Raw genomic sequence first — 24972 nt, 5'->3', positions numbered from 1 at the left:
ATGGCCATCTCCCTCGCGCTGAGCGCCTGCCACAGCGAGCAGGCGCCGGTGCAGGGCCAGCGCATCTCGCTTGCCGACGTGCGCAGCGAGAGCGAGGAGCCGCTGCCCTCGCCCGACACCACCGGCGCCAGCTGGGCGGTGGCACAAACCGGGCAGGCGATCGACTTTGCCAAGCCGGGTGAGAAGCCGTTCGTCTCGCTCGCCTGCAGCGTGAAGGCGGGCCAGCCGCAAGTCACCATCGTCCGCCATGTGCCCTCGCGCCCGGGCGAGAAGGCGCTGTTTCCGGTGATCGGCAACCGCATCATCTCGCGCTTTAAGGTCGACGCCGCCCTGGCCGACAACGAGTGGCGCTGGCAGGGCACGCTCCCCGCCGACGATCCGTTGCTCGAAGTATTCGAGGGTCCTGGCGCGCTGCAGGCGACCCTGCCGGGCGGCGGGACGGTGAAGATCGCCGGCAGCTCGGTTCCGGGGCAATTCCTCACCTGGTGCCGCGACGGCGGGAAAGGTCCGGCGGTGGAAACCGCGAGCCCGCCGGCCGCCACGAGCGCGGCCTGATCCAACAAAAGCCGGGCGGCTGCAAAAGCGCCTTTCCTACAGCGGCCGACCTGTGGCTTATGCTGCGAGATGACCCCGCGCCCGACCTTTTCGATCCTCCGCGCCAGCTCGGCGAGAGCGCCATTTCGGCAAGCCCGGCGCCACGCCTTGAACCGTGTCAGGTGTGTCAACTTCGCCGATCTGAACCGGCGCGGGGTTCGCCATCGTGAACCGTGTCAACGCTGTCAGGCGAGTGTAAACTTCGCTCGATCCGCCGGCTTTACGTCGCCGAGCGACTCGCCTGCCCAGCCAGCTCGACCAGGCTGTCGGGCGTCAGCACTTGCGGCAGCTGCTGCGCCTCGCCGCGGGCCGGATACCACAAGTAAAGCGGTACGCCCGCCGCGCCGTGCTCGGTGAGGAAGCGGGTGATCGCCGGGTCGCGCCGGGTCCAGTCGCCCTCGAGCGCGACGACTCCGGCCTTGCGGAAGGCGTCGCGGGTGCCCTCGCGCTCGATCGCCACGCTCTCGTTGACCTTGCAGGTCAGGCACCAGTCGGCGGTGAACCAGACGAACACCGGCTTGCCCGCGGCGCGCGCCTCGGCCAGCGCCGCTTCGCTGAACGGCTTGGCCGCGATCAGTCCCTGCGCCGCCGGCCCCTGCGCAGCCTGGACGTGCGGCAGGACGAGCACGGAGACCAGCACCAGGGCGGCCATGCCGACGGCCGACTGCACCCCAACGGGCTTCCCGGCTCGTTGCAGCCGTCCGATCATCATGAGAAGCGCGACCATGGCAATTGCCAGACCCAACGCGGCAACGGCGAACAAGTTGCCGCCGAGCCGCCAGGTGAGCCACAGCAGCGCCAGGGCGGTCAGGCCCATCGGCACGGCCATGACCTTGCGGAAGGTCTCCATCCACCGCCCTGGCTTCGGCAGCATCCGGCGCAGGGGCGGGACCCAGCCGAGCAGCAGGAACGGCAGCGCGAGGCCAAGCCCGAGGGCCAAGAACAGCAGCAGCCCCTGCCACCACGGCAGCAGCAGCGCCGCGCCCATCGCCGCCGCCATGAACGGTCCGGTGCATGGGGTGGCGACAAAAGCGGCGAGGAGCCCGGTGGCGAATGCGCTCGACTTGCCTCCGGCGCGGGTGAACGAGACCGAGGGCAGCTCGTAGAGCCCGGCGAGGTTGGCGGAGATCGCGCTCGCCAGCACCAGCAGCAGTACCACCACGCCCGGCTCCTGCAGCTGGAAGGCCCAGCCGACCTGGGCGCCGCCGGCGCGCAGGACCAGCAGCAGCGCGCCTAGCGCGAGCACGGCAACGATCACCCCGCCGGTATAGGCGAGCCCCTCGCGCCGCGCCTCGGCTTCGCTCTCGCCGGCACGGGCCAGGCTCAGCGCCTTGAGGCTGAGGATCGGGAACACACACGGCATGACGTTGAGCACCAGCCCACCGAGAAGGGCCAGGCCGAGCAACAGCCACAGCGAGCCCGGGAGAGCCGCCGTGCCGGCGATCGGCGTGCCGCCGTTCGGCACCGCGCCTGGGGCGGCGACGAAGCGAACGCCCTGCCCGCTACCGTCGATCCTGAGAATACCGCTGACCGCCGCGGCGCTGGTGGCGAGGCCCTTGCGCGGAAGCTCGGCGATCAGCGTGTCGCCGTCGCGGCTGAACGCCTGCGGCGCGGCGTAATCGACCAGCTGGGCCTGCTCGATGAAGACATGTGGATCTTGCAGCTTGAGCGAGGCCGGCAGGGGGATGGCGAGGCGCAGCGTCTTGGGCGTCAGCGCGAAGCTGGCGCGCCGGTCGAGCAGCGCGGGGATCGCCGCGCGCCACTTGTCGAAGCGCGCGTCGCGCGCACCCGTCGCGGGGATCACTGCGGTCAGCGTCGCCTTCTCGGGCACGCAGACCTCGCGGGTGCAGGCGAGCCAGTTGGCGTCGACCGCCACCGGTGTCGCGCCTGCGGCGCTCGGCGGGGCCGTCAGCGGGACGAGCACGGCGTACTCGGCCTCGTAGACGTGGTTCATCAGCCCGGCGATGCTGAGCATTTGCGGCACCGGATACTCGGGCTCGCCGACCTTCCACCCTTGCGGCAGGTGCCAGTCGAGATCGAGGCCGTAACCGGCGTCGCCCGGGTTGGACCAGTAGCCGTGCCAGCCCGGCTCGGGAGCGAAATGGAGCGCCAGGGTCACGGGTTTGCCGGGCGCGGCAGGAGCTTCGGGCACCAGCTCGGCGGCCATGTGATTCGCCAGCGCGGGCTGCGCGAACGCGACAAGCGCCCACGCCAGCAGCAGCGCGAGCGCCCGTGGCCAATGCATTGGTCTTGCGTCCATCCCGGCGCGGGTTCTAGGGACCGACCCCATGGCGGACAAGCGCGATCTCCTGATCCTCGGCGGCGGCCTCGTCGGCATGACCCTGGCGCTGGCGGCGGCAAAGAAAGGCCTGTCGAGCCACGTCGTCGACCGCGCCGATCCCGCCGAGCTGACCGCCGAGGGCTTCGACGGCCGCGCCAGCGCGATCTCGACCGCGAGCTGGAACCTGTTCGCGAACATCGGCCTCGCCGAACGGCTCGAGCCGCACGGCTGCCCGATTGCCTCGATCGCGGTGACCGACGGCATGAAGCCGGGCCGGATCGATTTCGAGCCCAAGCCGGACGAGGGCTCGCTCGGGCGGATGTTCGCCAACCGTGAGCTGCGCCTGGCGCTCTTCGAAGCGGCCAAGGCCGAGCCGCTGATCGCCTGGCACGCCAAGGCCGAAGTGACCGGGCGCCGCCGCGGCGAGCACGGCGTCTCGGCCACGCTGACGGACGGCACCGAGCTGACGGCTTCGCTGATGGTCGCCGCCGAGGGCCGCAACTCGCCGACGCGCGAAGAGGCCGGGATCACCGTCACCCGCTGGGATTACCAGCACCGCGCGATCATCGTCGGGCTGACGCACGAGAAGCCGCACAACGGCGTCGCGTGGGAGATATTCTATCCCGCGGGCCCGTTCGCGCTGCTGCCGCTGCTCGACGGACCCAACGGCCAGCATCGCAGCGCGCTGGTGTGGACGGTCGCCGAGAAGGACGCCGCCGGCGTGCTCGCGCTGTCGGAACGCGCCTTCGTCGCCGAAGTCGAGAAGCGGATGCACGGGATCTTCGGCGCTATCGCGCTGGAGGGCACCCGCTCGTCCTATCCGCTCGGCTTTCACCACACCGCGACGATCACCGCCCAGCGCCTCGCGCTGGTCGGCGACGCCGGGCACGGGCTGCACCCGATCGCCGGGCAGGGCCTCAACGTCGGGTTGCGCGACGTCGGCGCGCTGGTCGAGGTGATCGCCGAGGGCATGCGCCTCGGGCTCGATCCGGGCGACGCGCAATTGCTCGCCCGCTACGAGCGCTGGCGCGGGCTCGACACGTTCATGGTCGCGCTCGCCACCGACGGGCTGACCCGGCTGTTCGGCATTCCCGGCCGCTTGCCGAGCGCGGTGCGCCGCTTCGGCATGGGGCTGGTTCAGCGCACGCCGCCGCTGAAGCGCTGGTTCATGGACGAGGCACGCGGCACCAGCGGCGCGCTGCCCGAACTGCTCAAGGGCTAGGCCCCTAGGGGGCGCTGACCACCGGACTCGGCTGCTCGATCCGCTGCCCGGCTCCATTGCGCAACTCGCGCGGCTCGAGGATCGCAGTAGTCTCCAGCATGTCGAGCGCCTGGCGGGCGGCTGCGTAACGCTCGGCGTCGGCGATCCAGTCGGCCGCTTCCTGGGCGTTGGGCAGGTTCTTGACCTCGGCGATCGCCGGATCGATCCGGCCGCTCTCGAGGAACAGTTGCGCCCGGTCAATCCGCCGTTGCGGCTCGGGCGATGGTGTGCTCGCCCTTCGGATGACGAACAGGCCGGAGATTTCGCGCCCGAGCCAGCTGATCGCGCCCTCGTCCTTCGGCGCCTTGACCAGTTCCGGCTCGAGCCCCTGCAGCCTTGCGACGAGCTGGTCGAGCGTCACCGGATCGTGCGAGAAATCGACGATCGTCCGCACCGACCTCGGGTGGGCGTCGCCGAAGCGCAGCTGCAGCTGGTCGGCGAGATAGCCGAGCGGCGCGCCGCGCTCGACCGCGCGGCGCGCGGCGAAAGCGACCAGTAGCCCTTCGGTGCGGGCGGCGTTGCCCGAGGCCGCCTGCAACTGCAGGTCGAGCTTGGCGAGGCGCTGCTCCATCGCCGCCACACGGCTGTCGAGACCGCCTTGTTGCTGGACGACCTGCTGAACCTGGGCAACCGCCTGGCGCGCCTGCGCGGCGGTGGCTTCCGAAGCGGAGGCGCTCGGCGTGGGCAGGGGCGCCGACAAGGCGGGCTGTTGCTCGCGCTTGACGGCAAACAGGTCGCTCGGCTGCCAGCCGCTCCACCACACGAGCCCGACAAGCGCGACGGCGACCACCACGGCGCCCGTGCCCAGCATGGCTCTCGTGCGCCCGCTGCGGCTTTGCTGCGCGCGGGCGATGCTGCCGTAGTCCTCGTCCATCAGGCTCCTTCGCGACGCTGGGCGCGGCGCTCGCGGGCGTTACGTCTTATCCCGAGGGCCGGTCATGGCACATCTCGCGGGCCAGTGCCAAGAGCGCCGCCTCGTTCGGCTCGGCCGCGACCCGCAGCGCGGCCCATCCGGTTCCGGCCGCTTCAGCGATCCGCGGCCCGAGTGCGGCAAGGCGGATGTCGCCGCGAGGAACGCCGAGGCGGTCGCACTCGGCGGCGAAATGACGCGCCGCGGCCGCCGAGTGGAGCAGCACCAGCGCGCCCGTACGGATGAGCCCGGCGGTGCGCTCCGGAAGCGGCAAGGGGCTGGATTCGTAGAGGATGGCGGTTTCGATCGAGATCTCCGGCGGCGGGCTCAGCGGCACGCGCTCGCGCCCGGCGAGGCGCAGCAGGCAGAGGTCCTCGCCCGCCAGGTCGTCGAGCAGCGCCTGCAACCCGCCCCGACCCGTCCGGACCACCCGAAAGCCGCGTTGCCGGGCTGCCTCGGCCGTCGTTTCCCCCACCGCATAGACAGGTTTGCCCACAAGGTTATCCACAAGCGGACCGCCGAGCCGCAAGGCGTTGGCGCTGCCCAGCAGAAGGCCGTCGAACTCGCCCGGAGGAAGGCTCCACGGAACCGGACGGAGTTCCAACAGCGGGCAAGCTTCGATGGTCAGGCCGGCCGCCTCCGCCGCCGCCACGGTGGCGCTGCTGCCCGGCTGGGGCCGGATGGCCAGGATCGGCAAGCTCATCCCTGGCCGGCAAAATGCGCCGCCAGCCCTGACGATGCGCGGCCGAGGAGGTCCGCCGCTAGCTGCCGGGGGCCGTCGGGGTCGTCGGCGGCGAAGCGCGCTTCGCCCGCGATCTTCTCGGCGCCGTCGGGAGTGAAGATCGCCGCCCGCAGCGTCAGGTCGTCGCCGTCGGGCTCACACAGCACCGCAATCGGGCTGTGGCAGGAGCCGCCAAGCGCGGCGAGCAAGGCGCGCTCGGCCATGACCTCGGCGCGGCTCGGCGCGTGATCAATCGCGGCGAGCCATTCGCGAGTCGGCGCGTCGTCGGCCCGGCATTCGACGGCAATGGCGGCCTGTGCGGGCGCCGGGAGCCATTCGCCGGCGTCGAGTGGGTGGCCCGCGCCCTGCTGCCCGAGCCGCTGCAGCCCGGCGGCGGCGAGGAAAGTCGCCTGCGCTTCGCCCGCCGCCAGCTTGGCCAGCCGCGTCGCGACATTGCCGCGGAACGGCACCACCCGGCAGTCGGGCCGCGCGTGGAGCAATTGCGCCGCCCGGCGCGGGGCGCTGGTGCCGACGACGGCGCCTTGCGGCAGCGCGTGGATCGACGCCGCCCCGAGCAGTACGTCGCGCTTGTCGGCGCGCGGCAAGACGGCGGCGATCGTCAGCTCGGGTGGGCGGATCGTCTCGACGTCCTTGAGCGAATGGACCGCGGCGTCGATCCGTCCTTCGCCAAGCCACTGGTCAAGCTCGCGGGTCCACAGCGCCTTGCCGCCGATCTCGGCGAGGGGGCGGTCCTGGATCTTGTCGCCGCTGGCCTCGACCGGAACGAGTTCGACCGCACTCTCCTCCCAGCCATGCACCGCGCACAGCCGCGAACGCGTCTCCCCGGCCTGCGCCATGGCAAGCGGCGAGCGGCGCGTGCCGAGCCTTATCTTGGGTGTGTCCGCCATCAGGTCCGCTTGCCCTAATCGGCAATCTGCGTCAGGGAAACCCGGGATGAGAGGTGCCGAAACCGTAGTCCTGGGCATTGAGAGCAGTTGCGACGAAACCGCAGCGGCGCTCGTGACAGGCGACAGGCGCATTCTTGCGCAGCGGATCGCCTCGCAGGAAGCCGCCCACGCGCCTTACGGCGGCGTCGTTCCCGAGATCGCCGCCCGCGCCCATGCCGAGAAGCTGGCACCGCTGATCGAGGCGGTCTTGAGCGATGCCGGGATGACGCTGGCGGATTGCGACGCCGTTGCCGCGACCGCTGGCCCCGGGTTGATCGGCGGCGTGATGGTCGGCCTTGTCACCGCGAAGGCGCTGGCGATGGCGAGCGACAAGCCGCTGATCGCCATCAACCACCTCGAGGGGCACGCGCTGAGCCCCCGCCTCGCCGATCCCGAGCTCGAGTTTCCTTACGCGCTGCTGCTGGTCTCCGGCGGGCACTGCCAGGTCCTGCGGGTCGAGGGCGTCGGGCGCTACACGCGGCTCGCCACGACGATCGACGATGCGCTTGGCGAGGCTTTCGACAAGACCGCCAAGATCCTCGGCCTCGGCTATCCCGGCGGGCCGGCAGTCGAGAAGCTCGCGCTCGAAGGCGATCCGCGCGCGGTTCCCCTGCCCCGCCCGCTGCTCAGCAGCGAGGAGCCGCATTTCTCGTTCGCCGGGCTCAAGAGCGCCGTGCTGCGCGCCAGCGAAAGCGGCAAACACCGGCCCGCCGACATCGCCGCGAGCTTTCAGCAAGCCGCGATCGATTGCATTGAGGACCGCTTGGCGCGCGCTCTTGAGAAGATGGATGAGGTGACCGCGCTGGTCGTCGCGGGCGGTGTCGCCGCCAATCGGCAAGTTCGTCAATCGCTCGAAGCCCTCGCCGCAAGCCGCGGATTGCGCTTCGTCGCCCCGCCGCTTGAGCTGTGCACAGACAACGCCGCGATGATCGCCTGGGCCGGGATCGAACGCCTGCAACAGGGCGCGTCCGACCCGCTCGACATCGCCGCCCGGCCGCGCTGGCCGCTCGACCCGGCGGCCGAACCGGTGCGCGGCGCGGGGTACAAGGCATGACCGCGACCATCGGGGTGATCGGTGCGGGCGCGTGGGGCACGGCGCTGGCGCAAGCGCTGGCTTCCGACGGGCGCGACGTGCTCTTGTGGGCGCGCGAGCCCGAGCTGGTCGAGGAGATAAATGCCCAGCGGAGCAACTCGCTGTTCCTTCCGGGCGCCCGCCTGGCTGAAACCATTCGCGCGACCGGCGCAATCGCCGAGACGGACGGATGCGAGATCCTGCTGCTGGTGACTCCCGCGCAGCACCTTGCGGCTGTCCTGTCCGACCTACCCACTTTCCCCCGCGACCTGGTGCTTTGCGCCAAGGGCATCGAGGCCGGCACCGGGCGGCTGATGAGCGAGGTCGCCCGCGAAGCCGCGCCGCACAGCGAGATCGCGGTCCTGTCCGGGCCGACGTTCGCGCACGAGGTCGCCGCCGGCCTCCCGACGGCCGTCACCCTCGCCTGCGGCGGCAAACGCCGGCAATGGGAGCGTCTCTCCACTGCCCTCGCGCGACCCAACTTGCGGCCTTATTATTCCGAGGACGTCATCGGCGCCGAGATCGGCGGCGCGGTCAAGAACGTGCTGGCGATCGCCTGCGGTGTCGTCGAGGGCCTCGGTCTCGGCCAGAACGCACGCGCCGCGTTGATCGCGCGCGGCTATGCCGAGATGATGCGCTTCGGCGAGGCGCTCGGCGCGGAGCGCGATACGCTTGCCGGCTTGTGCGGCCTCGGCGATCTCGTACTGACCTGCACCTCGACTTCGAGCCGCAACTTCTCGCTCGGCAAGGCGCTCGGCGAAGGGCACCCGCCGCACGAGCTGATGGCCGACCGCCGCACCGTCGCCGAGGGCGCGCACACCGCGCCGGTGCTCGTCGAGCTCGCCGCGCGGCACGGGGTGACGATGCCGATCACCATGGCGGTCTATCACTTGCTGCAAGGCTCGCCGGCGCGCGAGGTGGTCTCGAACCTGCTCGCCCGCCCGCTTACCTCCGAAGGCCCCGCCGCTTGAGCGAGCCGCCGCCCGATCCCACGCCGGCCGGTGGCGACATAGCCGCGCTCGCTCGCGGGGGACGGACGAACTTCCTCGGCTTCCTGCTGCGCCTCGCCGCGCGCATGCCGTTCCTGTTCATCGCCGGGCGGCTCTACGGCGCCACGGCCCTCGGCCGCTTCGCTTCGGCGCTGGTGATCGTCGAGCTGCTGGCAATGGTCTGCACGATCGGCGAGAAGCGCGGGCTGGCGCAGCGATTGTCCGACGCCGACGGGGACGGCGACCCGGCCCATATCGTCGCCGACGGGCTGCTCGCCGCGCTGATCGCCGCCAGCGCCGTGGGGCTGATCCTGTGGCTGTTTCCCGCGCCGATGTTCCCCAGCGGGGTGTATTCCCCGATCGACAGGCTGCTGGTGCTGGCGATACCCGCGCTGGCGCTCACCGAAATCCTCCTCGCCGCGCAAGCCTATCGCTACGACGTCGGCGCCACGGTTCGCTCGCGCGCGGTCGTCGAACCGTGGACGATCTCGATCATGGCGGCGGTCTATTACCTGTGGGTTCCGCAGAGCGGGCTTCAGCTCGCCTATCTGACGTCGATCTATGCCGCTCTGGCCACCGCCGCCTGGCCGTTCGTGAAGACTTACGGCGTCCCGCGCGGCTGGCGGCCGAATCCCGGGCGAATGATGGCGCTGACGATCCGCGGCGCACCCCTCGCCGCGGCGGACGCGATCGAATGGGGCACCCGCCGGCTCGACATCTTCATCCTCGGTCTGTTCGCCGCGCCCGCCGCCGTCGGCATCTATTACATCGCCCAACAGGTCGCGAGCCTGCCGCAGAAGCTCAAGTCGAGCTTCGATCCTATCCTCGGGCCGGTGATCACCCGCGCGCTGAAGGACAAGGATTATGCCGCGATCGCCCGGCAGGTGTGCCAGGTGGGCTTCTGGATCACCGCGATGCAGGCCGGCATCGCGCTGGCGCTCGGAATTCCGGGTGAAGCGATCATGGGCCTGGTCGGCCCGAACTTCGTCGGCGGAACCGGGGCGCTCGCGTTCCTGCTGGCGGCCGAAGTGGTCGCGGCGACCGCAGTCGTCTCCGAATCGGCCCTGATCTACGTGGCGCGGTTTCGCAACCTTATCGTCTCGATCGGCACGATCGTCCTGCAGGCCGCTCTGACGGTAGCGGCGATGCTGCTCATCGACCGCTACGGCCTGCCCGAGCTTTATCGCGCCGCGGCGGCCGCCCTGGCGCTGACGCTGGCTCTCGCCGCGGCCTCGCTGACCAAGGCGCTCATGCTCTCGCGAATCCTTCGCCGCTCGATCAACAACTGGCGCTGGCCTCTGGTTTGGGCGGCGGCCGTTGGGATCGTCGTGGGCGAAGGGGTGATCCTGCTGCCCGAATGGGCCGAGCTGCTTTTCGGCATTCCGGCGATTCTATTCGCCTACGGTTGGGTGATCTGGCGACGCGGCTTCGGGCCCGAGGACAGAGTGCTGTTCAGGCGCACCGCGGACGCGGCGGTGGCCGACGGCTGACACGATGGAGACTGAAGACGATGCGTGAGGTGTTTTCCGACAACTGGCTGATCTTCGTGGCCGCGCTGGTCCTCGTGGTCCTGGTCGCCTGGTGGCTGCTCGTCGCATCGCGCCGGACGCGCATCGAGCGAACCGAGACGTCCGGCGAAGACCTGCCCGCGAAGCGCAACCAGGCGCTGATCGACGCGACACCCGCCAGTGCCGAAGTGGACTTGCCCCCGCCGACGCCTGAGGTTCTCGGCGGCGTCAGCGAAGTGGTGGCGGCGATCGCGAAGCCGCTCCACCAGCCTTTGCACAGCGACGATCTCAAACGCATCAAGGGCGTCGGCCCGAAGCTGGAAAAGCTGCTCAACTCGCTCGGCGTCACCAGCTATTCGCAGATCGCCGCATGGGACGACGACGAGATCGACCGCATCGATGCCCAGCTCGGCACCTTCGCCGGCCGCATCCGCCGCGACGACTGGCCGACGCAGGCGCGCTACCTGGCGGCGGGCGACATGGCGGGGTTCGAGCATCGGTTCGGCAAGATAACTTGATCGCCGGTCGAAAAGCGCCGGATTTCCGCCGATTTACGGGAACCGGCACGGCGGCGGGCCATTGAACCACTTAACCCGGACGAGCCGGGTCCCCAATCGCATTTGGAACGAATTCGGCATGAAAAATCGCGAGCGCCCCACCGTCCTGGTCGTCGAAGACGAATTCATCATTGCCCTGGATCTGTCGGAGACCGTCCGCGACCTCGGCTACAAGGTCGAAGGGCCGTTCGCCGACAAGGAAAACGCCTTCATCGCGATCGACCAGCACATGCCCGATTGCGCGATCCTCGACGTCAAGACGGCGGACGGCGAAGTCTATCCGCTGGCCGACGCCCTGGCCGAGGCCGGCGTGCCGATCATCTTCCACTCGGGCCACATCGCTTCGGCCGACATCGCCCAACGCTACCCGCACGCAATCGCCTGCTCGAAGCCATGCCCGCCAGACCGGCTGATCATGATGATCAGCGGGGCGCTGGAGAACGCGGCCACCTAGAACCGCAGCCGATTGGCTTGCGCCTTTGAAATCGCTACGGCGGTTTCAAAGGAGACCAATTGATGGTGCCGTTCGACTGGGCCGACCCCTTCCGGCTCGAAGACCAGCTGACCGACGAGGAGCGGATGATCCGCGACGCGGCACACGGCTTCGCGCAAGGAACGCTTCAGCCGCGGGTCGTCGGCGCCTTCCGCGATGAGATCGATGCGCCCGAGCTGTTCCCGCTGATGGGAGAAGCGGGCCTGTTGGGGGTGACCGTCCCTCAAGAATTCGGCGGTGCCGGCGCGGGCTATGTCGCCTACGGCCTCGTCGCGCGGGAAATCGAGCGAGTGGATTCGGGCTATCGCTCGATGGCCTCGGTGCAGTCGAGCCTGGTGATGTATCCGATCGAGGCTTACGGCTCCGAAGAGCAGAAGGCGAAGTACCTGCCTGGCCTCGCGCTCGGGAAGCTGATCGGCTGCTTCGGCTTGACCGAGCCCGACGCCGGCTCCGATCCCGGATCGATGCGCACGGTCGCCAGGAAGGACGGCGATGGCTTCCGGCTGTCCGGCAGCAAGACCTGGATCACCAACTCGCCGTTCGCCGATGTGTTCGTCGTCTGGGCCAGGAGCGAAGCGCATGGCGGAGCGATCCGTGGCTTCGTGCTCGACAAGGGGCTGAAGGGCCTCAGCGCGCCGAAGATCGAAGGCAAGCTGAGCCTGCGCGCAAGCACCACCGGCGAGATCGTTCTCGACGACGTCGTGGTTGGCGCCGAGGCGCTGCTACCGGGCGTCGAAGGCCTCAAGGGCCCGTTCGGTTGCCTCAACCGCGCCCGCTACGGCATCTCGTGGGGAGCGCTCGGGGCGGCTGAGTTCTGCCTCGCCGCCGCGCGCCAATACGGCCTCGAGCGCAAGCAGTTCGCCCGGCCGCTGGCGGCGAACCAGCTCTACCAGAAGAAGCTCGCCGACATGACCACGCAGGTCGCGTTGGGCCTGCAGGCGAGCCTGCGGGTCGGGCGGCTGATGGACGAAGGCCGTTTCGCTCCCGAGATGATCAGCCTGGTCAAGCGCAACAACGTCGGCGCCGCGCTCGAAATCGCGCGCGCCGCGCGCGACATGCACGGCGGCAACGGCATTTCCGAGGAATTCCAGGTGATCCGCCACATGCTCAACCTCGAGACGGTCAACACTTACGAAGGCACATCCGATGTCCACGCGTTGATCCTCGGCCGGGCGATTACCGGCATCGCCGCGTTCTGACCGAGTAAATCCAACCCTTGCCGCGATCCGCCAGCTGCGTTAGTGTATTAGTATGCTAAGGCAGAGCCAAACGGTCCGATCCCTAGGCGCTTCGGACGCAGCCGACGGGTGGGCGCAGGCCTTCTTCGACAGGCACGATGCTCCGGCGATGGCTTTCGCGGTAGCGCAAGGCGAGGGACTGGCGTGGTCTGCCGCAACGGGCATGGCGAACCTCGAGTTCGCGGTCCCGGCGACGCCCGCGCACCTGTTCCGGCTCGGCTCGGTGAGCAAGGTCGTGACGACCGTCGCCGCCGCGCGGCTGGTCACGCGGGGCCTGCTCGAACTCGATACGGCGATCGCTTACTGGCTGCCGGACCTGCCCGAGCATCACCGCCGGACCACCCTGCGCCAGCTGTTCACCCACACCGGCGGCGTGCGGCATTACGGGCCGCAGGACCTCGATCCGAGCTCGCCCGGCGGATCGGTCGTCCAGCGGCACTACCCCGATTGCGCCTCGATCCTCGCGCTGTTCATCGACGACCCACTGGTCGCCGAACCGGGCACGACGGTGAACTATTCCTCGTACGGCTACACCCTCGCATCGATGGTGATGGAGGCCGCGGCCGGACAGGACTTCCTCGCGATCGTCGCCGACGAGATCGCCGTCCCGTTCGAACTGCCTTCGCTGTGCGCCGACGAGGTGATGAAGATCATACCAGGCCGCGTCGGCGGCTACTTCACGGCGCGCGAGCTTGAGATCCTCGCCACGCGCATGCCGGGCCTGTCGCCGCCTGCCGGCGAGGACGGCTTCGCCAACATGGGCCTCAGCAATCCGTCGTTCTGCTGGGCCGGCGCTGGACTTTTGATGACGATGCCCGACCTCGCCCGCTTCGGCGCGGCGCTGCTCGAAAGCCCCAAGTCGAGGATCACGGCCGACGAGCGCACGCTGCTGTTCACTCCGCTGACCGAGGGCAGCCCGGAGCAGCCGCCGCTCGCTCTGGGCTGGCGAGTCGACAGCGACAAGCGGGGCCGTGCGCGCTGGCACCACGCCGGCACCACCCCCGGCGGACGCTGCGGACTCGTCGTCTATCCCGAGGAGGATCTGTCGATCGCGCTCGCCAGCAACACGATGATGACCCCCGGCGACGTGCTCGGCGCGGCAAGCGAGCTGGCCGAGCTGTTCGCCTAAGAGTGCTCGAGCAGCCAGACCGGCAGCGCCGCGGCAGCCAGGGCGCAGAGCTGCAGCGCGAGCATCTGCAGCGCCGCCCCGGGCGCCCGCGGAACCCAGCGAACCAGGCTGACCGCGATCGCGGCGAGCTGTGCGAGCATCAGCAGCTGCCACACTCTCGCGGCAACGCCTTCGTCTTCGCGCCACACGCCGTGGTCGAGCACCATGTTCGGCGGGTGCGGCCCAGTCAGCCAGAAGCCGCCGAGCAACGCCAGCGCGGCCGCGGCAAGGACGACCGGCAACCATCCGCTGAGTGAGCGAAAGGGCGTCGATCGTGCGAGGGGTTCATGTGTCACGGCATGCCTCCATCCGGTTTTGTCAGGAGCACGATCGCCGGCTTTCGGTCGCCGCGTCATGAGCAAAATGTGACCAATGCAGGAAAGCCACATTCGGGCCTGAGGCGCGAAAGGGGGCATTTTATGAGATTGGATTTCGCGCGCTTATGGTAAATGGTGGCGTGAGCAACACCGGTTGCTGGGGGGCCCATGGCGACACGGCTGGTAATCGGATACGCCTTGCTGGTTCTACTGGTGGCCGGGTGCGGCTTCGCGGTGTGGTGGGCGATCTACAACTCCGAACGCAACGTCCGCCGGCGCAAGCGGCACGCACGGCGAGCAGGCCGCAAGGCCAGAGTACCGTCTCAGGAAGGCATATCCGGCGAAAGAAGCGACGAGGCCAGCTGACGCGAGCAGCGCCGCCGCGCAATGATCGCATCTCGACATCGACCGTCCGGCACGCGACAATGAGCGGCGTCAGCTTGCTTGGTCCCGAATCGCCCCTTTCATGATTGCACCCCCAATGTTCGATGCCCGCTCACTGCGGCGGCTGCTCGGCCACGCCCGCGAGCGGACGCGCGCGAACCTCGGAGACCGGATCACCGGGGCGGTGGTGGCGCTAGCGCTCGAGGGACTGCTGCTGCTTGTGCTGCTGTCGCTCAGCCAGATGCGCCCCGCGCACAAGGACGTGCCGATGGCCACGGTCGCGTTCGATTCGCGCGACTATTCCGAAACCCCTACCCAGCCGGAGCCCAAGCCGCCGAGCGAAGCCGCCCGCGCCACGCCGAGGCCGGCGCAAGCGCCACCGCTGCCCGACGTCGCCGAGGTCGCTCCCGCACAGCCGCCTGCGGCGATCATCCCGGTGTCGCCGCAGCAAATGCGGTCGTTCGACATTTCAAACCTGCCGAAGCGGCCCAGCGCGCCGGCAGGGCCGGTGATCGGCCCCGCCTACAGCCCGGCCTTCGGAGATTCGAAGCGCGTAGGCACCGCACCCAATGGCCAGCCGATGTACGCCGCGGCCTGGTATCGTGAACCGACCGATCAGGAACTGCGCGGCTATCTTTCGACCGCGGAAGGGCCCGCGTGGGGACTGATCACCTGCAAGACCGTGGCCGACTACCGCGTCGAGGATTGCATCGGGCTCGACGAATATCCCGAAGGCTCGCACATGCTGCGCGCGGTGCTGGCGGCGGCCTGGCAGTTCCGCGTGCGCCCGCCGCGCGTCAACGGCGTGTCGCAAGTCGGCGACTGGGTGCGGATCCGGATCGAATACGAGGTCAAGCCCGCCAGCCCTTATGGCGACGCCTCAAATCGTTGATCGCAGCGAAGGCCGGCCGGAACCTACGCACTCTTGCGAAATTGACCGCATGACGCCGCAGGTGTTGTTCGCTCGCAGGTGATCTCGACGAAGTGTGGCGCGCATTCGCCGCGTAGGATGGCCTTCGATGTCGACTCGGTTGCTGATCGCCTATTTTCTGATCGTGCTGCTGGCCTGCGGCGTGGCCGCCGCCATCTGGCGCTTGCACTACAACTCGGAGCGTCAGCGGTTGAAGCGGTATTACCGCAGCGAACATGAGCGCTCGAAGCATTAGCCCCCGGGCAATTACCCTTCGACCAGCATCAGCGCGTCGAGCGCCACGACCCCTTCGCCCTGCGGGTGCACGATCACCGGATTGAGGTCGATCTCGCGGATGCGCGGGTTGCCGGTCATCACCCGGCCGACCTGGACGATCAGCTCGGCCAGCGCCGCGACATCGCGCGGCGGCGCGCCGCGCCAGCCCTTGAGCAGCGGCGCCTGCTTGAGCGACAGCAGCCCGGCCTCGACCTGCTCGATGCCCATGTCGGGGGTGAACAGCTTGACGTCCTTGAGGATTTCCGCAGTCACCCCGCCGAAACCGGCGAGCACGACCGGGCCCCATTCGGGATCGTTCTTGGCGCCGACGATCATCTCGATGCCCATCTTGCCCATCTCTTCGACCAGCACGCCGTCGAGCCGAATGGAGGCATCGTAATCGACGACGTTGCCGTAGATCGCGTCGAAGGCGGCGCGAAGATCGTCTTCGGACTTGATGTTGAGAATCACCCCGCCGGCATCGCTCTTGTGGCCGAGCGCGGCGGCCTGGGCCTTGAGCACGACCGGATAGCCGATGCGCTCGGCGGCAGCGGCGGCCTCGTCCGGTGTGGCGGCAAACTCGCTCTCCGGGAACGCGATGCCGAGCGGCCGAAGCAGGTCCTTGGCCTGATATTCCGGCACCACGCCCGAGACCGCGTCGAGCCCTTCCGCCGGCAGCGGCGGCTGGCTGCGATCGGTCAGGTCGCGCTTAGACAGGTCGGCGAGCCGGGCGATCGCGCGATAGGCGCGCTCGGTGCTCGGGAACCACGGGATGCCGACCTTGCGCAGACCCTCGACGTATTCCGGCGGCACGTTTGCGCCTTCGTCGACCCCGGCGAAGACCAGCGGCTTGGGGAAAGTGCCGTCCTCGAGCACCTTGATGATGGCGGGAAACTTGATCTTCGAGGTGATCGGGTCCGACTGGATGATCGAAGCGACCACCGAGCCGACGCGCGGATCCTCGAGCAGCACGGTCAGCACCTTGGTGTAGATTTCCGGCTCCGACAGGCCGAGCGCGGTGATGTCGGTCGGATTGGAGACCGGCACGTAGTCGGGCAGGATCGCCCGCATCGCCGGGGTGTTGTCGTCGTTGAGGTCGACCAGGTCGAGGCCGATGTCCTCGGCGATGTCGAAGGCGAGGCCGCGCAGCGCGCCGCTCTCGCCGAGCACCGCCATGTTGGCCCCGGGCAGCGCCTTGCAGGTGACGGCCATCGTCGCGATGTCGCCCAGTTCTTCAAGCGTTTCGGCGAAGATCACCCCTTCGCGGCCGAGCTTGGCCTTCATCAGCGCGTAGTCGCCGGCCATCGCCCCGGTGTGCGTCGCGGCGCTTTCCTGCGCCTTGTTGCTCTTGCCGGGGTGCAGCATGACGATCGGCTTGCCGGCCTCGCGCGCACGGCGAGCGGCGGCGAGGAACGCCTGCGGGCGGCGCAGGCTCTCGACGTACATCGCGATCACGTGGGTGTCGGGATCGTCGACCAGCCATTCGACATAGTCCTCGACCCCGCTGACCGCCTCGTTGCCGGTCGATACCGAGGTCGAGACATAGGCGTCGCGGGCGAACAGCGTGGTCGCCAGCACCGCCGCGAGCGCGCCCGACTGGCTGGCGATGCCGACTGCGCGCGTGCCCTTGGGCGGGGTGCGCATGTTGGTCTGCACGAAGGTGAGCGGCACCCGCTCGATGTAATTGGTGCAGCCGAGGCAGTTCGGCCCCTCGACGATCATCCCGTGCTCGTTGGCAATGCGGGCCAGCTCTTGCTGGTCCTTCATCCCCTGCTCGCCAGCTTCGGAGAAGCCGGCCGAGTAGATCACCACCGCCCCGCAGCCCTTTTCGCCGAGGCTCTTGACCGTGCCGAGCACGAAATCGCGCGGGATCGCCAGCACCGCGCAGTCGATGCCCTCGGGCAGCTCCTCGACCGAGTGGTAGACCTTGAGCCCGAGCAGCTCGTCGCGCTTGGGGTTCACCGGGTAGACGTCGCCGGAAAACTCGTACTTCACCAGGTTGCTCAGCAGCGTCGCCCCGAGCGCCCCGTGGCGGTCCGAAGCGCCGATCACGGCGACCGACTTCGGTCGCAGCAGGCGGTCGATCTGCGCGTTGGTGAAGCGGCGGGTGGTCATCGAATCTCTCTCCATTCGGCGCGCGCCCTAGCCGTCTCCATTTCATTCGTCATCCCGGACGTGACCCGGGAACCCGCTACGATTGCGGCGCTGGAAGAATAGCGGGGCCCCGGGGGCGACGACAGCTGGTGCGCTCTAGTCCTTCTGGACTTTGGTCTTGTCGAACGCCCCGAGCCCCGGCTTGAAGGTCTTGTCATCGAGGAACTGCTTGGTCGCTTCCTTGCGCGCTGCCACGCCGCCGAACTGGTTGAGCGCTTCCTGCGCGCGGATCAGGTAATCTTCGGCATTGTCGTAGGTCATCTCGCGCACCCGGCGCACGGCCCACTTGGTCGCGCGCAGGGCCTGGCTGTCCTTCTTCTTGAGCACGTCGGCGACTTGCTGGACCCGCGCCTTGAGCTTGTCGGCGGGGAGCGATTCGTTGACCATCCCCTTCTCGGCGGCCTGCTTGCCGGTCAGGTTCTCGCCCATCATCGCGTGGTACATCGCATCGCGGAAGCCCATCAGCTCGGCCGCGACTTTCGAGGCGCCGCCGCCGGGCAGGATCGCCCAGTTGATTTCGGAGAGCCCGAACTGCGCGTCGTCCGAGCAATAGGCCAGGTCGCAGGCGAACAGCGGGCCATAGGCACCGCCGAAGCACCACCCGTTGATCATGCCGATCGTCGGCTTTTCGTACCAGCGAAGGCGCTCCCACCACGAATAGGCTTCGCGCTGCGACCGGCGGATCGCGTGCAGGCCTTCCTGCTCGGTCAGGCGGAAGTATTCGAGGAGGTCCATGCCGGCGGACCACGAGGAACCCTCGCCCGTCAGGACGAGCACCTGCACGTCGTCACGGAACTCGAGCTCGGTCAGCACCTGCAGCATGCGCCGGTTGAGCTTGGGGCTCATGCAGTTGCGCTTGTCGGGGCGGTTGAAATAGACCCAGGCGACGCCGTCCTCGATCTCGTAGCGGACGGTTTCCGCCTCGGGGCGGGGATCGGGTTGCGACGGCATGGCCATGGTGGTCTCTCCAGTTCGAATCGGCGGTATTGCTATTGCCCATAGCTTTCGCTTTTGTTATAGACAATAGCGATAATGCAGGATCCGCTCGTCTCGCTCCCCGGCTATGCACTGCGCCGTGCCGCCAACGCAACCGCGGCAGAACTCGCCTCGCGGCTGGTGGCGCTCGCCTTGCGCCAATCGGATGTTTCGCTGCTGATGCTGGTCGAGGCCAATCCCGGCGCGACCTCGAGCGCGCTCGGCCGCCAGCTCGATATCCAGCGCGCCAACATGGTGCCGATCCTCAAGCGGCTCGAGGACGCCGGACTGATCGCCCGCGCCCCGATCGACGGCAAGAGCCAGGGCCTGGCGCTGACCGATGCCGGCCGCGCCAAACTGGCCGAAGGCCGCACGGTGATCGAGCACTTCGAGCGCGAACTGATCGAGCGCGTCCCCCAAGAGCATCGTGCGCACCTTCTGCCGGCCTTGAACGCTCTCTGGCGCTGACTCCCCTTGCCCGTTCCGCCGCGGCGACTTAGCGCTGCCGGAAAGCGATTTGGGAGCAGGCGATGAGTGAGCAGGTGGTCCACCCCGTGCCGCGCGAGTGGGCGGAGAACGCGCTGATCGACGCGGACACCTATGCCGAGAAGTATCGCCGCTCGGTCGAGGACCCCGACGGCTTCTGGCGCGAGGAGGCGCGGCGGATCGACTGGATCAGGCCCTTCACCCAGGTGAAGGACACCAGCTTCGACGCCGACACCTTCGGCATCCGCTGGTTCGCCGACGGCACGCTCAATCTCTCGAGCAACTGCCTCGACCGCCACTTGGCCGAACGCGGCGGCCAGACGGCGATCATCTGGGAGCCGGACGACCCCAGCACCCCCGGCCGCACGCTGACCTACCGTGAGCTGCACGAAGCCACCTGCAAGTTCGCCAACCTGCTCAAGGCCGAGGGCGTGCGCCGCGGCGACCGGGTGACGATCTACCTGCCGATGGTGCCCGAGGCCGCCGTGGCGATGCTCGCCTGCGCGCGCATAGGCGCGGTCCATTCGGTCGTGTTCGCCGGGTTCAGCCCCGAGGCGCTCGGCAGCCGGATCGAGGATTGCGACAGCGATGTCGTCATCACCGCCGACGAAGGGCTGCGCGGCGGCAAGAAGATCCCGCTCAAGGCCAACGTCGACGCCGCCTGCGAGCGCCACGGCAAGGTCCGCCGGGTGATCGTGCTCAGGCACACCGGCGCGCACGTGAACCGGGTCGAAGGCCGCGACCTCGACTGGGCCGAAGCCGTCGCGGGTCAAAGCGCCGATTGCCCGCCGGAGGAAATGGGCGCCGAGGACCCGCTGTTCATCCTCTACACCTCCGGTTCGACCGGCAAGCCCAAGGGCGTGCTGCACACCACCGGCGGTTACCTGGTGTGGGTGGCGATGACCCACGAGTACACCTTCGACTACCGCGCGCCCCAGGTCTTCTGGTGCGCCGCGGACATCGGCTGGGTCACCGGGCACAGCTACGTCGTCTACGGCCCGCTGGCCAACGGCGCGGTGACGGTGATGTTCGAAGGCGTGCCCAACCACCCCGACTTCAGCCGCTTCTGGCAAGTGGTCGACAAGCACCAGGTGGAGATCTTCTACGCCGCCCCCACCGCCTTGCGCGCGCTAATGCGCGAGGGCGATTCGTGGGTGCAGAAGACAAGCCGCCAATCGCTCCGCCTGCTCGGCACCGTCGGCGAGCCGATCAACCCCGAAGCGTGGGAGTGGTACTGGCGGGTGGTCGGCGACGGGCGCTGCCCGATCGTCGACACCTGGTGGCAGACCGAGACCGGCGGCCACATGATCACCCCCCTTCCCGGCGCGACCCCGCTCAAGCCCGGCAGCGCCAGCAAGCCGTTCTTCGGCGTCAAGCCCGCGCTGGTCGATCCGGCCGACGGCCACCTGCTCGAAGGCGCGGCCGAAGGCGCGCTGTGCATCACCGACTCCTGGCCCGGCCAGATGCGCACCGTCTACGGCGACCACGAGCGCTTCTTCCAGACCTACTTCAGCCAGTATCCCGGCAAGTACTTCACCGGCGACGGCTGCCGGCGCGACGAGGACGGCTACTACTGGATCACCGGCCGCATCGACGACGTGATCAACGTCTCCGGCCACCGCATGGGCACCGCCGAGATCGAAAGCGCGCTGGTGCTGCACGACAAGGTCGCCGAGGCGGCGGTCGTCGGCATGCCGCACGACATCAAGGGCCAGGGCATCTACGCCTACGTCACCACCACCGTCGGCACCGAGGACAGCGAGGCCCTGCGCAAGGAGCTGTCGCAATGGGTGCGCAAGGAAATCGGCCCCATCGCCACCCCCGACGTCATCCAGTTCGCCCCCGCCCTGCCCAAGACCCGGAGCGGCAAGATCATGCGCCGGATTTTGCGCAAGATCGCGGAGAATGACGTGGGGAATTTGGGAGATACGAGCACGCTCGCGGACCCGGGCGTGGTGGCGGATTTGGTGGCGAACCGTCCCCGTGCCTGAATCGGGCGGTTCCGCCCGCCAGGTCGGGATCTGGGCGGCGTCCTCCGCCGCCTTCTTCAGCATTGCCTATATCGTCGCGCAGCTGTTCGAATGGGCCGGGATGCTCGGCTCGGCCGGCGGGCCGAACAGCGCAAGCACGCCGTTCGGCATCGCCGTGCTGCTCGTCCCCTCGCTGCTGCTCGGTCCGGCTTTTGTGGTGACGATGGCCGCGCTTTATGCGGTTGCGCCGCGCGAGCGGAAGGTGTTCGCGCTCGCCGGGCTGGCGCTGGCGATCATGTACGCGACGCTCACCGGGCTGGTCTATTTCGTGCAGCTGACCTTTGTCGCCCCGCGGCTGGCGGCGGGCGACACGCAGGACATCGCCCTGCTGCTGTTCGTGCCCTACAAGTCGTTCCTCTTCGCCATCGACCTGTTCGGATACAGCCTGATGAGCGCGGCGACGCTGTTCGCCGCCTTCGGGCTGCCGCAGGCACGCTCTGCCCGCGCGGCCAAAGCGGCGATGATCGCCAACGGAGCGGTGCTGCCGTTCCTCGCGCTGCAGATGCTGGTGCCCTCGCTCATCTGGCCGGCTTCGGCCTGGGCGGTGACGTTTCCTGCCAGCGCGATCCTGCTGTGGCGGGTGTTTCGCGAACTGCCGGCGGAAGGATAGGTCCAGCCATGCCCGACGCGATCCAGTTCGCCCCGTCGCTGCAGAAGACCCGCTCGGGCAAGATCATGCGCCGGATTTTGCGCAAGATCGCGGAGAACGATGTGGGGAACCTGGGGGATACGAGCACGCTGGCGGACCCGAGCATGGTGGAGGATTGTTTGAAGGGAACGGCGTGAGACAACCGGTTTGACCCTTGCAAAAAGCTTCGCGCACCAGCCATAACCCGGACTCATCGTCCGGGAGAGGAAAACTGGTCATGCGCAAACAGTCTCGGCTGTTCTTTTGCACTCGCCTCGCTGGTGCCTGCCTGCTTCTCGCCGCGAGTGCCGGTGTCGCCGCCCAGGATAGCCGGGATCACGCCGGCATGGCGATGGACGGGGCCGCCCCGGGCGCGATCGAGCGGACCGTGAAGTGGTCGGACGCTTCGGCATGGCCCTCGGGCAAGGTGCCCGCGGCGGGCGAGGAAGTGACCATTCCCCGCGGAACCGAGGTAATCCTCGACGCCAGCCCGCCCGAACTGCGCAGCCTGACCATCCAGGGCAAGCTCAGCTTCGCCGACAAGCGCGACATCGAGATCAAGACCGACTGGATCTACGTTCCGGGCGGGACGCTGGAAATCGGCACCGCGGCCGCGCCCTACCGGCACAAGGCGACGATCACCCTGACCGACAACGTGCCGGGCGAAAACGTCAACACCATGGGCGACCGGGGCATCATGCTGCTGAACGGGACGCTGGAACTGCACGGCAACCGGACGCACAGCTGGACCAAGCTCGCCGCCACCGCCGAGCGCGGGGCCCGGCAGATCCGGGTGCTCGACGCGAGCGAATGGCGCGCGGGCGACGAGATCGTGCTCGCCTCGACCGACTACAATCCGCGCCAGGCGGAGCGCCGCACCGTCACCGCCGTCAACGGCAACACGCTCAGCTTCGCGCAGCCGCTCGAATACATGCACTATGGCCAGATCACTTACGGGGTGGACGAGCGCGGCGAGGTCGGCATGCTGACCCGCAACATCAAGGTCCAGGCGTCCGAGGATGCGGCGAAGAGCTATTTCGGCGGCCACATCATGGCGATGCCCGGTTCGACCGTGCATGCGGAAGGCATCGAGCTTAATCGCATGGGCCAGCACCTGACCCTCGCCCGCTACCCGATGCACTTCCACCTGCTCGGCGAGGGTGCCGGCATGTACATCAGGAACGCGGCGATCCACGATACCTACAACCGCTGCGTGACGGTCCACGGCACCAACGACGTGCTGGTCGAGAACAACGTGACCTACAACACCGTGGGCCACTGCTTCTTCCTCGAAGACGGCATCGAGCACGGCAACACGTTCGTCAGGAACCTGGCCATCCAGACCAAGTGCCATCCGACCCTGGACTGCGTGCCGACCAACCTTGCCGCCAACGGGGAGAAGCTCCCCCTCGCTGCCGATCGCGCGGCTTACAGCAAGGCGAGCTTCCACGGCCAGACCCTGCTGCCTTCGGACAACACGGTGGCCTCGTTCTGGATCACAAACCCGGACAACAGCTTCATCGACAATGTGGCGGCCGGTTCCGACGAGAACGGTTTCTGGCTGTCGGTGCCCGAGCACCCCCAGGGCGCGTTCCTGGGTTCGGAGGCCGCGAAAACCATCTGGCCGCGCCGCACGCCGCTGCGCGAATTCAGGGGCAACGTGGCGCATTCGAACTTCGACGGGTTCCTTTTCGACCGGAACATCTACCCGGACAACACCTTCGGCCTGGCCACCATCCCGTTCCTGCCGCTCAAGAATCCTGCCGACCTGGAGAGCGAAGTGGTGGAGTCGCACTGGGAGAACCTGACCAGCTACAAGAACCGCAATGGCGGACTCTGGGGCCGGGGCGACATGTTCGTCTACAGCAACGCCAAATTCGCCGACAACGCCATCGGCATGACGCAGGCCGCCGGCGACATCGGCAGCAACCCGTTCAATTCGCGGCTGGTGGATTCGCTGATCGTGGGCGAGACCGACAATATCGGCAATCCGCGCACGCCGGAGGAAGTCGCTTACGGCCGCAGCCTGCCGAAGCCTTCAATTCCGGATTTCCCGATCCGCGGCTACGAATACTACGATTACCGCGATGACGTGGTGAACACGACATTCGTGAATTTCCAGGATAACGACCGGCGAAAGACAGGCGCGCTGTCCTTCCTGCTGTTCACGAGCGCGGGGCTCAGTACCGGCAGCACCATAAGCGGCGCGCAATTCGTCAACGCCAAGCCGGTCTATTTTCCGAAATACGATGCCCGGTTCGATAATGATAACCGCGGCGGCAACGCATATCGGACCCTGTCGATCCACGACCTCGACGGATCGGTGACCGGAATCCCTGATTCCCACATCATGCTCAACGACGGCGAGAATGACAGCGTCGTCACCGACGACACCTGTCAGATTCATCCCACCTGGAACGCTTCTGTATGCACAGGCGACATCGGTCGCCTGAACCTCTCGGACGCCAGGGGAGAACTTCCCGCCGCAGTCGATCTGGAATCCCGCACCGCCCGGTTCGCCCTGCTCTCCTCGCTCGGTCCAAACGCTCCGGACACGCCCCTCGTCAAGGCCCAGCGTGCCGCCCTGTTCTCCCGCCGTCCTCCGCAGGCGCCCATCGCGCTCGTTCGCAACGGCAGGGAATTCAAAATCAACGGCGACCAGAGCACCGTGCGTGCCGGCACCGAGATCCGGGTCAAGACCGAAAGGCCGCAAGTCACTCTCAGCCTGGCCGAAATGGACAAGGGCTCATGGGTCATGTTTGACCTGCCGGGTTTCACCAAGGCAGCCACCGGCACGGAACAGGGCAGCATGGACGCCTTGCGCGAGGCGAACCAGACGTCCTACTTCAGGGACGGAAACGACCTCTGGGTCAAGCTGGTGGCCAGTGCTCCGGTCAGGCCGGTCATTCGGCCAACGGATCTGCAAGCCAACATCGCGGTCAGCCGATAAGGTCCGAACCCAACGGGGACGAACGCCGGGCTCGACCTGGTGTCTCCGGGATGGTGACGGTTCGCGAACAACCGCACCGGCTGGTCTCCGCCCGCGAAGACTGGTATTTCCCAGCCCGGGTCG

At 68.3% G+C, this 24972-nt stretch carries 23 protein-coding genes and 1 pseudogene; 17 read left to right on the top strand and 7 right to left on the bottom strand.

Annotated features, from left to right (window positions below; translation table 11 throughout):
* On the top strand, positions 1–555 hold the full coding sequence (locus G7B69_RS00450) for a hypothetical protein (RefSeq protein WP_166174945.1): 555 nt from the start codon (positions 1–3) through the stop codon (positions 553–555).
* A gap of 259 nt (positions 556–814) precedes the next feature.
* On the opposite strand, the gene G7B69_RS00445 is transcribed toward G7B69_RS00450, so the two are convergent.
* Positions 815–2839 carry a protein-disulfide reductase DsbD family protein gene (locus G7B69_RS00445; protein WP_243414960.1) on the bottom strand — a complete coding sequence of 675 codons (2025 nt, stop codon included), beginning with the start codon at positions 2837–2839 and terminating at the stop codon, positions 815–817.
* A 43-nt stretch (positions 2840–2882) separates the two neighbouring features.
* Between G7B69_RS00445 and G7B69_RS00440 the strand changes: the two genes are divergently transcribed.
* Positions 2883–4097, top strand: a complete 1215-nt coding sequence (locus tag G7B69_RS00440) for an FAD-dependent monooxygenase (RefSeq protein WP_166174941.1) — start codon at positions 2883–2885, stop codon at positions 4095–4097.
* A 4-nt stretch (positions 4098–4101) separates the two neighbouring features.
* Here the strand turns inward: G7B69_RS00440 and G7B69_RS00435 are convergent, their stop codons facing one another.
* Genes G7B69_RS00435 through hemC form a run of 3 tightly spaced genes read right to left on the bottom strand, consistent with a single transcriptional unit; the run spans position 4102 to position 6675 of the window.
* Complete coding sequence (locus G7B69_RS00435; RefSeq protein ID WP_243414959.1) at positions 4102–5010, bottom strand: MICOS complex subunit MIC60; 909 nt, start codon at positions 5008–5010, stop codon at positions 4102–4104.
* A 46-nt stretch (positions 5011–5056) separates the two neighbouring features.
* The gene (locus tag G7B69_RS00430; RefSeq protein ID WP_166174931.1) at positions 5057–5749 is read right to left on the bottom strand and encodes a uroporphyrinogen-III synthase; all 693 of its coding nucleotides are present in this window, start codon (positions 5747–5749) and stop codon (positions 5057–5059) included.
* Positions 5746–6675: a hydroxymethylbilane synthase gene (hemC, locus tag G7B69_RS00425; RefSeq protein ID WP_166174929.1), complete on the bottom strand. Its 930-nt coding sequence runs from the start codon at positions 6673–6675 to the stop codon at positions 5746–5748. The genes G7B69_RS00430 and hemC overlap by 4 nt, the downstream gene beginning before the upstream one ends.
* Positions 6676–6721: 46 nt before the next feature.
* Between hemC and tsaD the strand changes: the two genes are divergently transcribed.
* From tsaD to G7B69_RS00390, 7 genes are all read left to right on the top strand, one after another.
* Positions 6722–7768 carry a tRNA (adenosine(37)-N6)-threonylcarbamoyltransferase complex transferase subunit TsaD gene (gene tsaD, locus G7B69_RS00420; protein ID WP_166174927.1) on the top strand — a complete coding sequence of 349 codons (1047 nt, stop codon included), beginning with the start codon at positions 6722–6724 and terminating at the stop codon, positions 7766–7768.
* Positions 7765–8757: an NAD(P)H-dependent glycerol-3-phosphate dehydrogenase gene (locus G7B69_RS00415; protein WP_166174925.1), complete on the top strand. Its 993-nt coding sequence runs from the start codon at positions 7765–7767 to the stop codon at positions 8755–8757. Before tsaD ends, G7B69_RS00415 begins: the two co-directional genes overlap by 4 nt.
* On the top strand, positions 8754–10265 hold the full coding sequence (locus G7B69_RS00410; RefSeq protein ID WP_243414958.1) for a lipopolysaccharide biosynthesis protein: 1512 nt from the start codon (positions 8754–8756) through the stop codon (positions 10263–10265). The genes G7B69_RS00415 and G7B69_RS00410 overlap by 4 nt, the downstream gene beginning before the upstream one ends.
* A 20-nt stretch (positions 10266–10285) precedes the next feature.
* Positions 10286–10801 carry a hypothetical protein gene (locus G7B69_RS00405; protein WP_166174923.1) on the top strand — a complete coding sequence of 172 codons (516 nt, stop codon included), beginning with the start codon at positions 10286–10288 and terminating at the stop codon, positions 10799–10801.
* 118 nt (positions 10802–10919) lie between these two features.
* Entirely contained in the window at positions 10920–11294 is a 375-nt protein-coding gene (locus G7B69_RS00400; protein ID WP_166174921.1) for a response regulator, read from the top strand.
* A gap of 62 nt (positions 11295–11356) precedes the next feature.
* Positions 11357–12532: an acyl-CoA dehydrogenase gene (locus G7B69_RS00395; RefSeq protein ID WP_166174919.1), complete on the top strand. Its 1176-nt coding sequence runs from the start codon at positions 11357–11359 to the stop codon at positions 12530–12532.
* 52 nt (positions 12533–12584) lie between these two features.
* The gene (locus G7B69_RS00390) at positions 12585–13700 is read left to right on the top strand and encodes a serine hydrolase domain-containing protein (protein WP_279323133.1); all 1116 of its coding nucleotides are present in this window, start codon (positions 12585–12587) and stop codon (positions 13698–13700) included.
* On the opposite strand, the gene G7B69_RS00385 is transcribed toward G7B69_RS00390, so the two are convergent.
* Positions 13697–14035: a hypothetical protein gene (locus tag G7B69_RS00385; RefSeq protein WP_166174915.1), complete on the bottom strand. Its 339-nt coding sequence runs from the start codon at positions 14033–14035 to the stop codon at positions 13697–13699. The two genes, G7B69_RS00390 and G7B69_RS00385, sit on opposite strands and share 4 nt — an antisense overlap.
* A gap of 189 nt (positions 14036–14224) precedes the next feature.
* On the opposite strand from G7B69_RS00385, the gene G7B69_RS00380 reads away from it, so the two are divergent.
* From G7B69_RS00380 to G7B69_RS00370, 3 genes are all read left to right on the top strand, one after another.
* Complete coding sequence (locus G7B69_RS00380; RefSeq protein ID WP_166174913.1) at positions 14225–14422, top strand: hypothetical protein; 198 nt, start codon at positions 14225–14227, stop codon at positions 14420–14422.
* A 115-nt stretch (positions 14423–14537) separates the two neighbouring features.
* A complete protein-coding gene (locus G7B69_RS00375) occupies positions 14538–15332 on the top strand; it encodes a hypothetical protein (protein ID WP_166174911.1) in 795 nt (264 codons plus the stop codon).
* Between the two features lie 127 nt (positions 15333–15459).
* On the top strand, positions 15460–15606 hold the full coding sequence (locus G7B69_RS00370; protein ID WP_166174909.1) for a hypothetical protein: 147 nt from the start codon (positions 15460–15462) through the stop codon (positions 15604–15606).
* An 11-nt stretch (positions 15607–15617) separates the two neighbouring features.
* Here G7B69_RS00370 and G7B69_RS00365 read toward each other — a convergent pair whose 3' ends face one another.
* Positions 15618–17741, bottom strand: coding sequence for an acetate--CoA ligase family protein (locus G7B69_RS00365; RefSeq protein WP_166174907.1), 2124 nt, complete (start codon positions 17739–17741; stop codon positions 15618–15620).
* Between the two features lie 135 nt (positions 17742–17876).
* Positions 17877–18737, bottom strand: a complete 861-nt coding sequence (locus G7B69_RS00360) for a p-hydroxycinnamoyl CoA hydratase/lyase (protein ID WP_166174905.1) — start codon at positions 18735–18737, stop codon at positions 17877–17879.
* A 75-nt stretch (positions 18738–18812) separates the two neighbouring features.
* Here G7B69_RS00360 and G7B69_RS00355 point away from each other — a divergent pair, with 75 nt between their 5' ends.
* The 5 genes and pseudogenes from G7B69_RS00355 to G7B69_RS00335 all read left to right on the top strand — a co-directional run bounded on the left by G7B69_RS00355 (position 18813) and on the right by G7B69_RS00335 (position 24849).
* On the top strand, positions 18813–19223 hold the full coding sequence (locus G7B69_RS00355; RefSeq protein WP_166174903.1) for a MarR family winged helix-turn-helix transcriptional regulator: 411 nt from the start codon (positions 18813–18815) through the stop codon (positions 19221–19223).
* 62 nt (positions 19224–19285) lie between these two features.
* Positions 19286–21232: an acetate--CoA ligase gene (gene acs, locus G7B69_RS00350; protein ID WP_166174901.1), complete on the top strand. Its 1947-nt coding sequence runs from the start codon at positions 19286–19288 to the stop codon at positions 21230–21232.
* Positions 21225–21881 carry a hypothetical protein gene (locus G7B69_RS00345; RefSeq protein WP_166174899.1) on the top strand — a complete coding sequence of 219 codons (657 nt, stop codon included), beginning with the start codon at positions 21225–21227 and terminating at the stop codon, positions 21879–21881. Before acs ends, G7B69_RS00345 begins: the two co-directional genes overlap by 8 nt.
* Positions 21875–22057 (top strand): annotated as a pseudogene (locus G7B69_RS00340) (hypothetical protein); the annotation flags it as partial. The gene G7B69_RS00345 and the pseudogene G7B69_RS00340, both read left to right, overlap by 7 nt.
* An 80-nt stretch (positions 22058–22137) precedes the next feature.
* Complete coding sequence (locus tag G7B69_RS00335; protein ID WP_166174897.1) at positions 22138–24849, top strand: G8 domain-containing protein; 2712 nt, start codon at positions 22138–22140, stop codon at positions 24847–24849.
* The last annotated feature ends 123 nt before the right edge of the window (positions 24850–24972 follow it).

The sequence above is a fragment of the Croceibacterium segetis genome, assembly GCF_011320115.1.
Lineage (GTDB): Bacteria > Pseudomonadota > Alphaproteobacteria > Sphingomonadales > Sphingomonadaceae > Croceibacterium_B > Croceibacterium_B segetis.
Note: the sequence above shows the minus strand (reverse complement) of the source record. Positions and strands in the feature narration are given on the sequence as shown.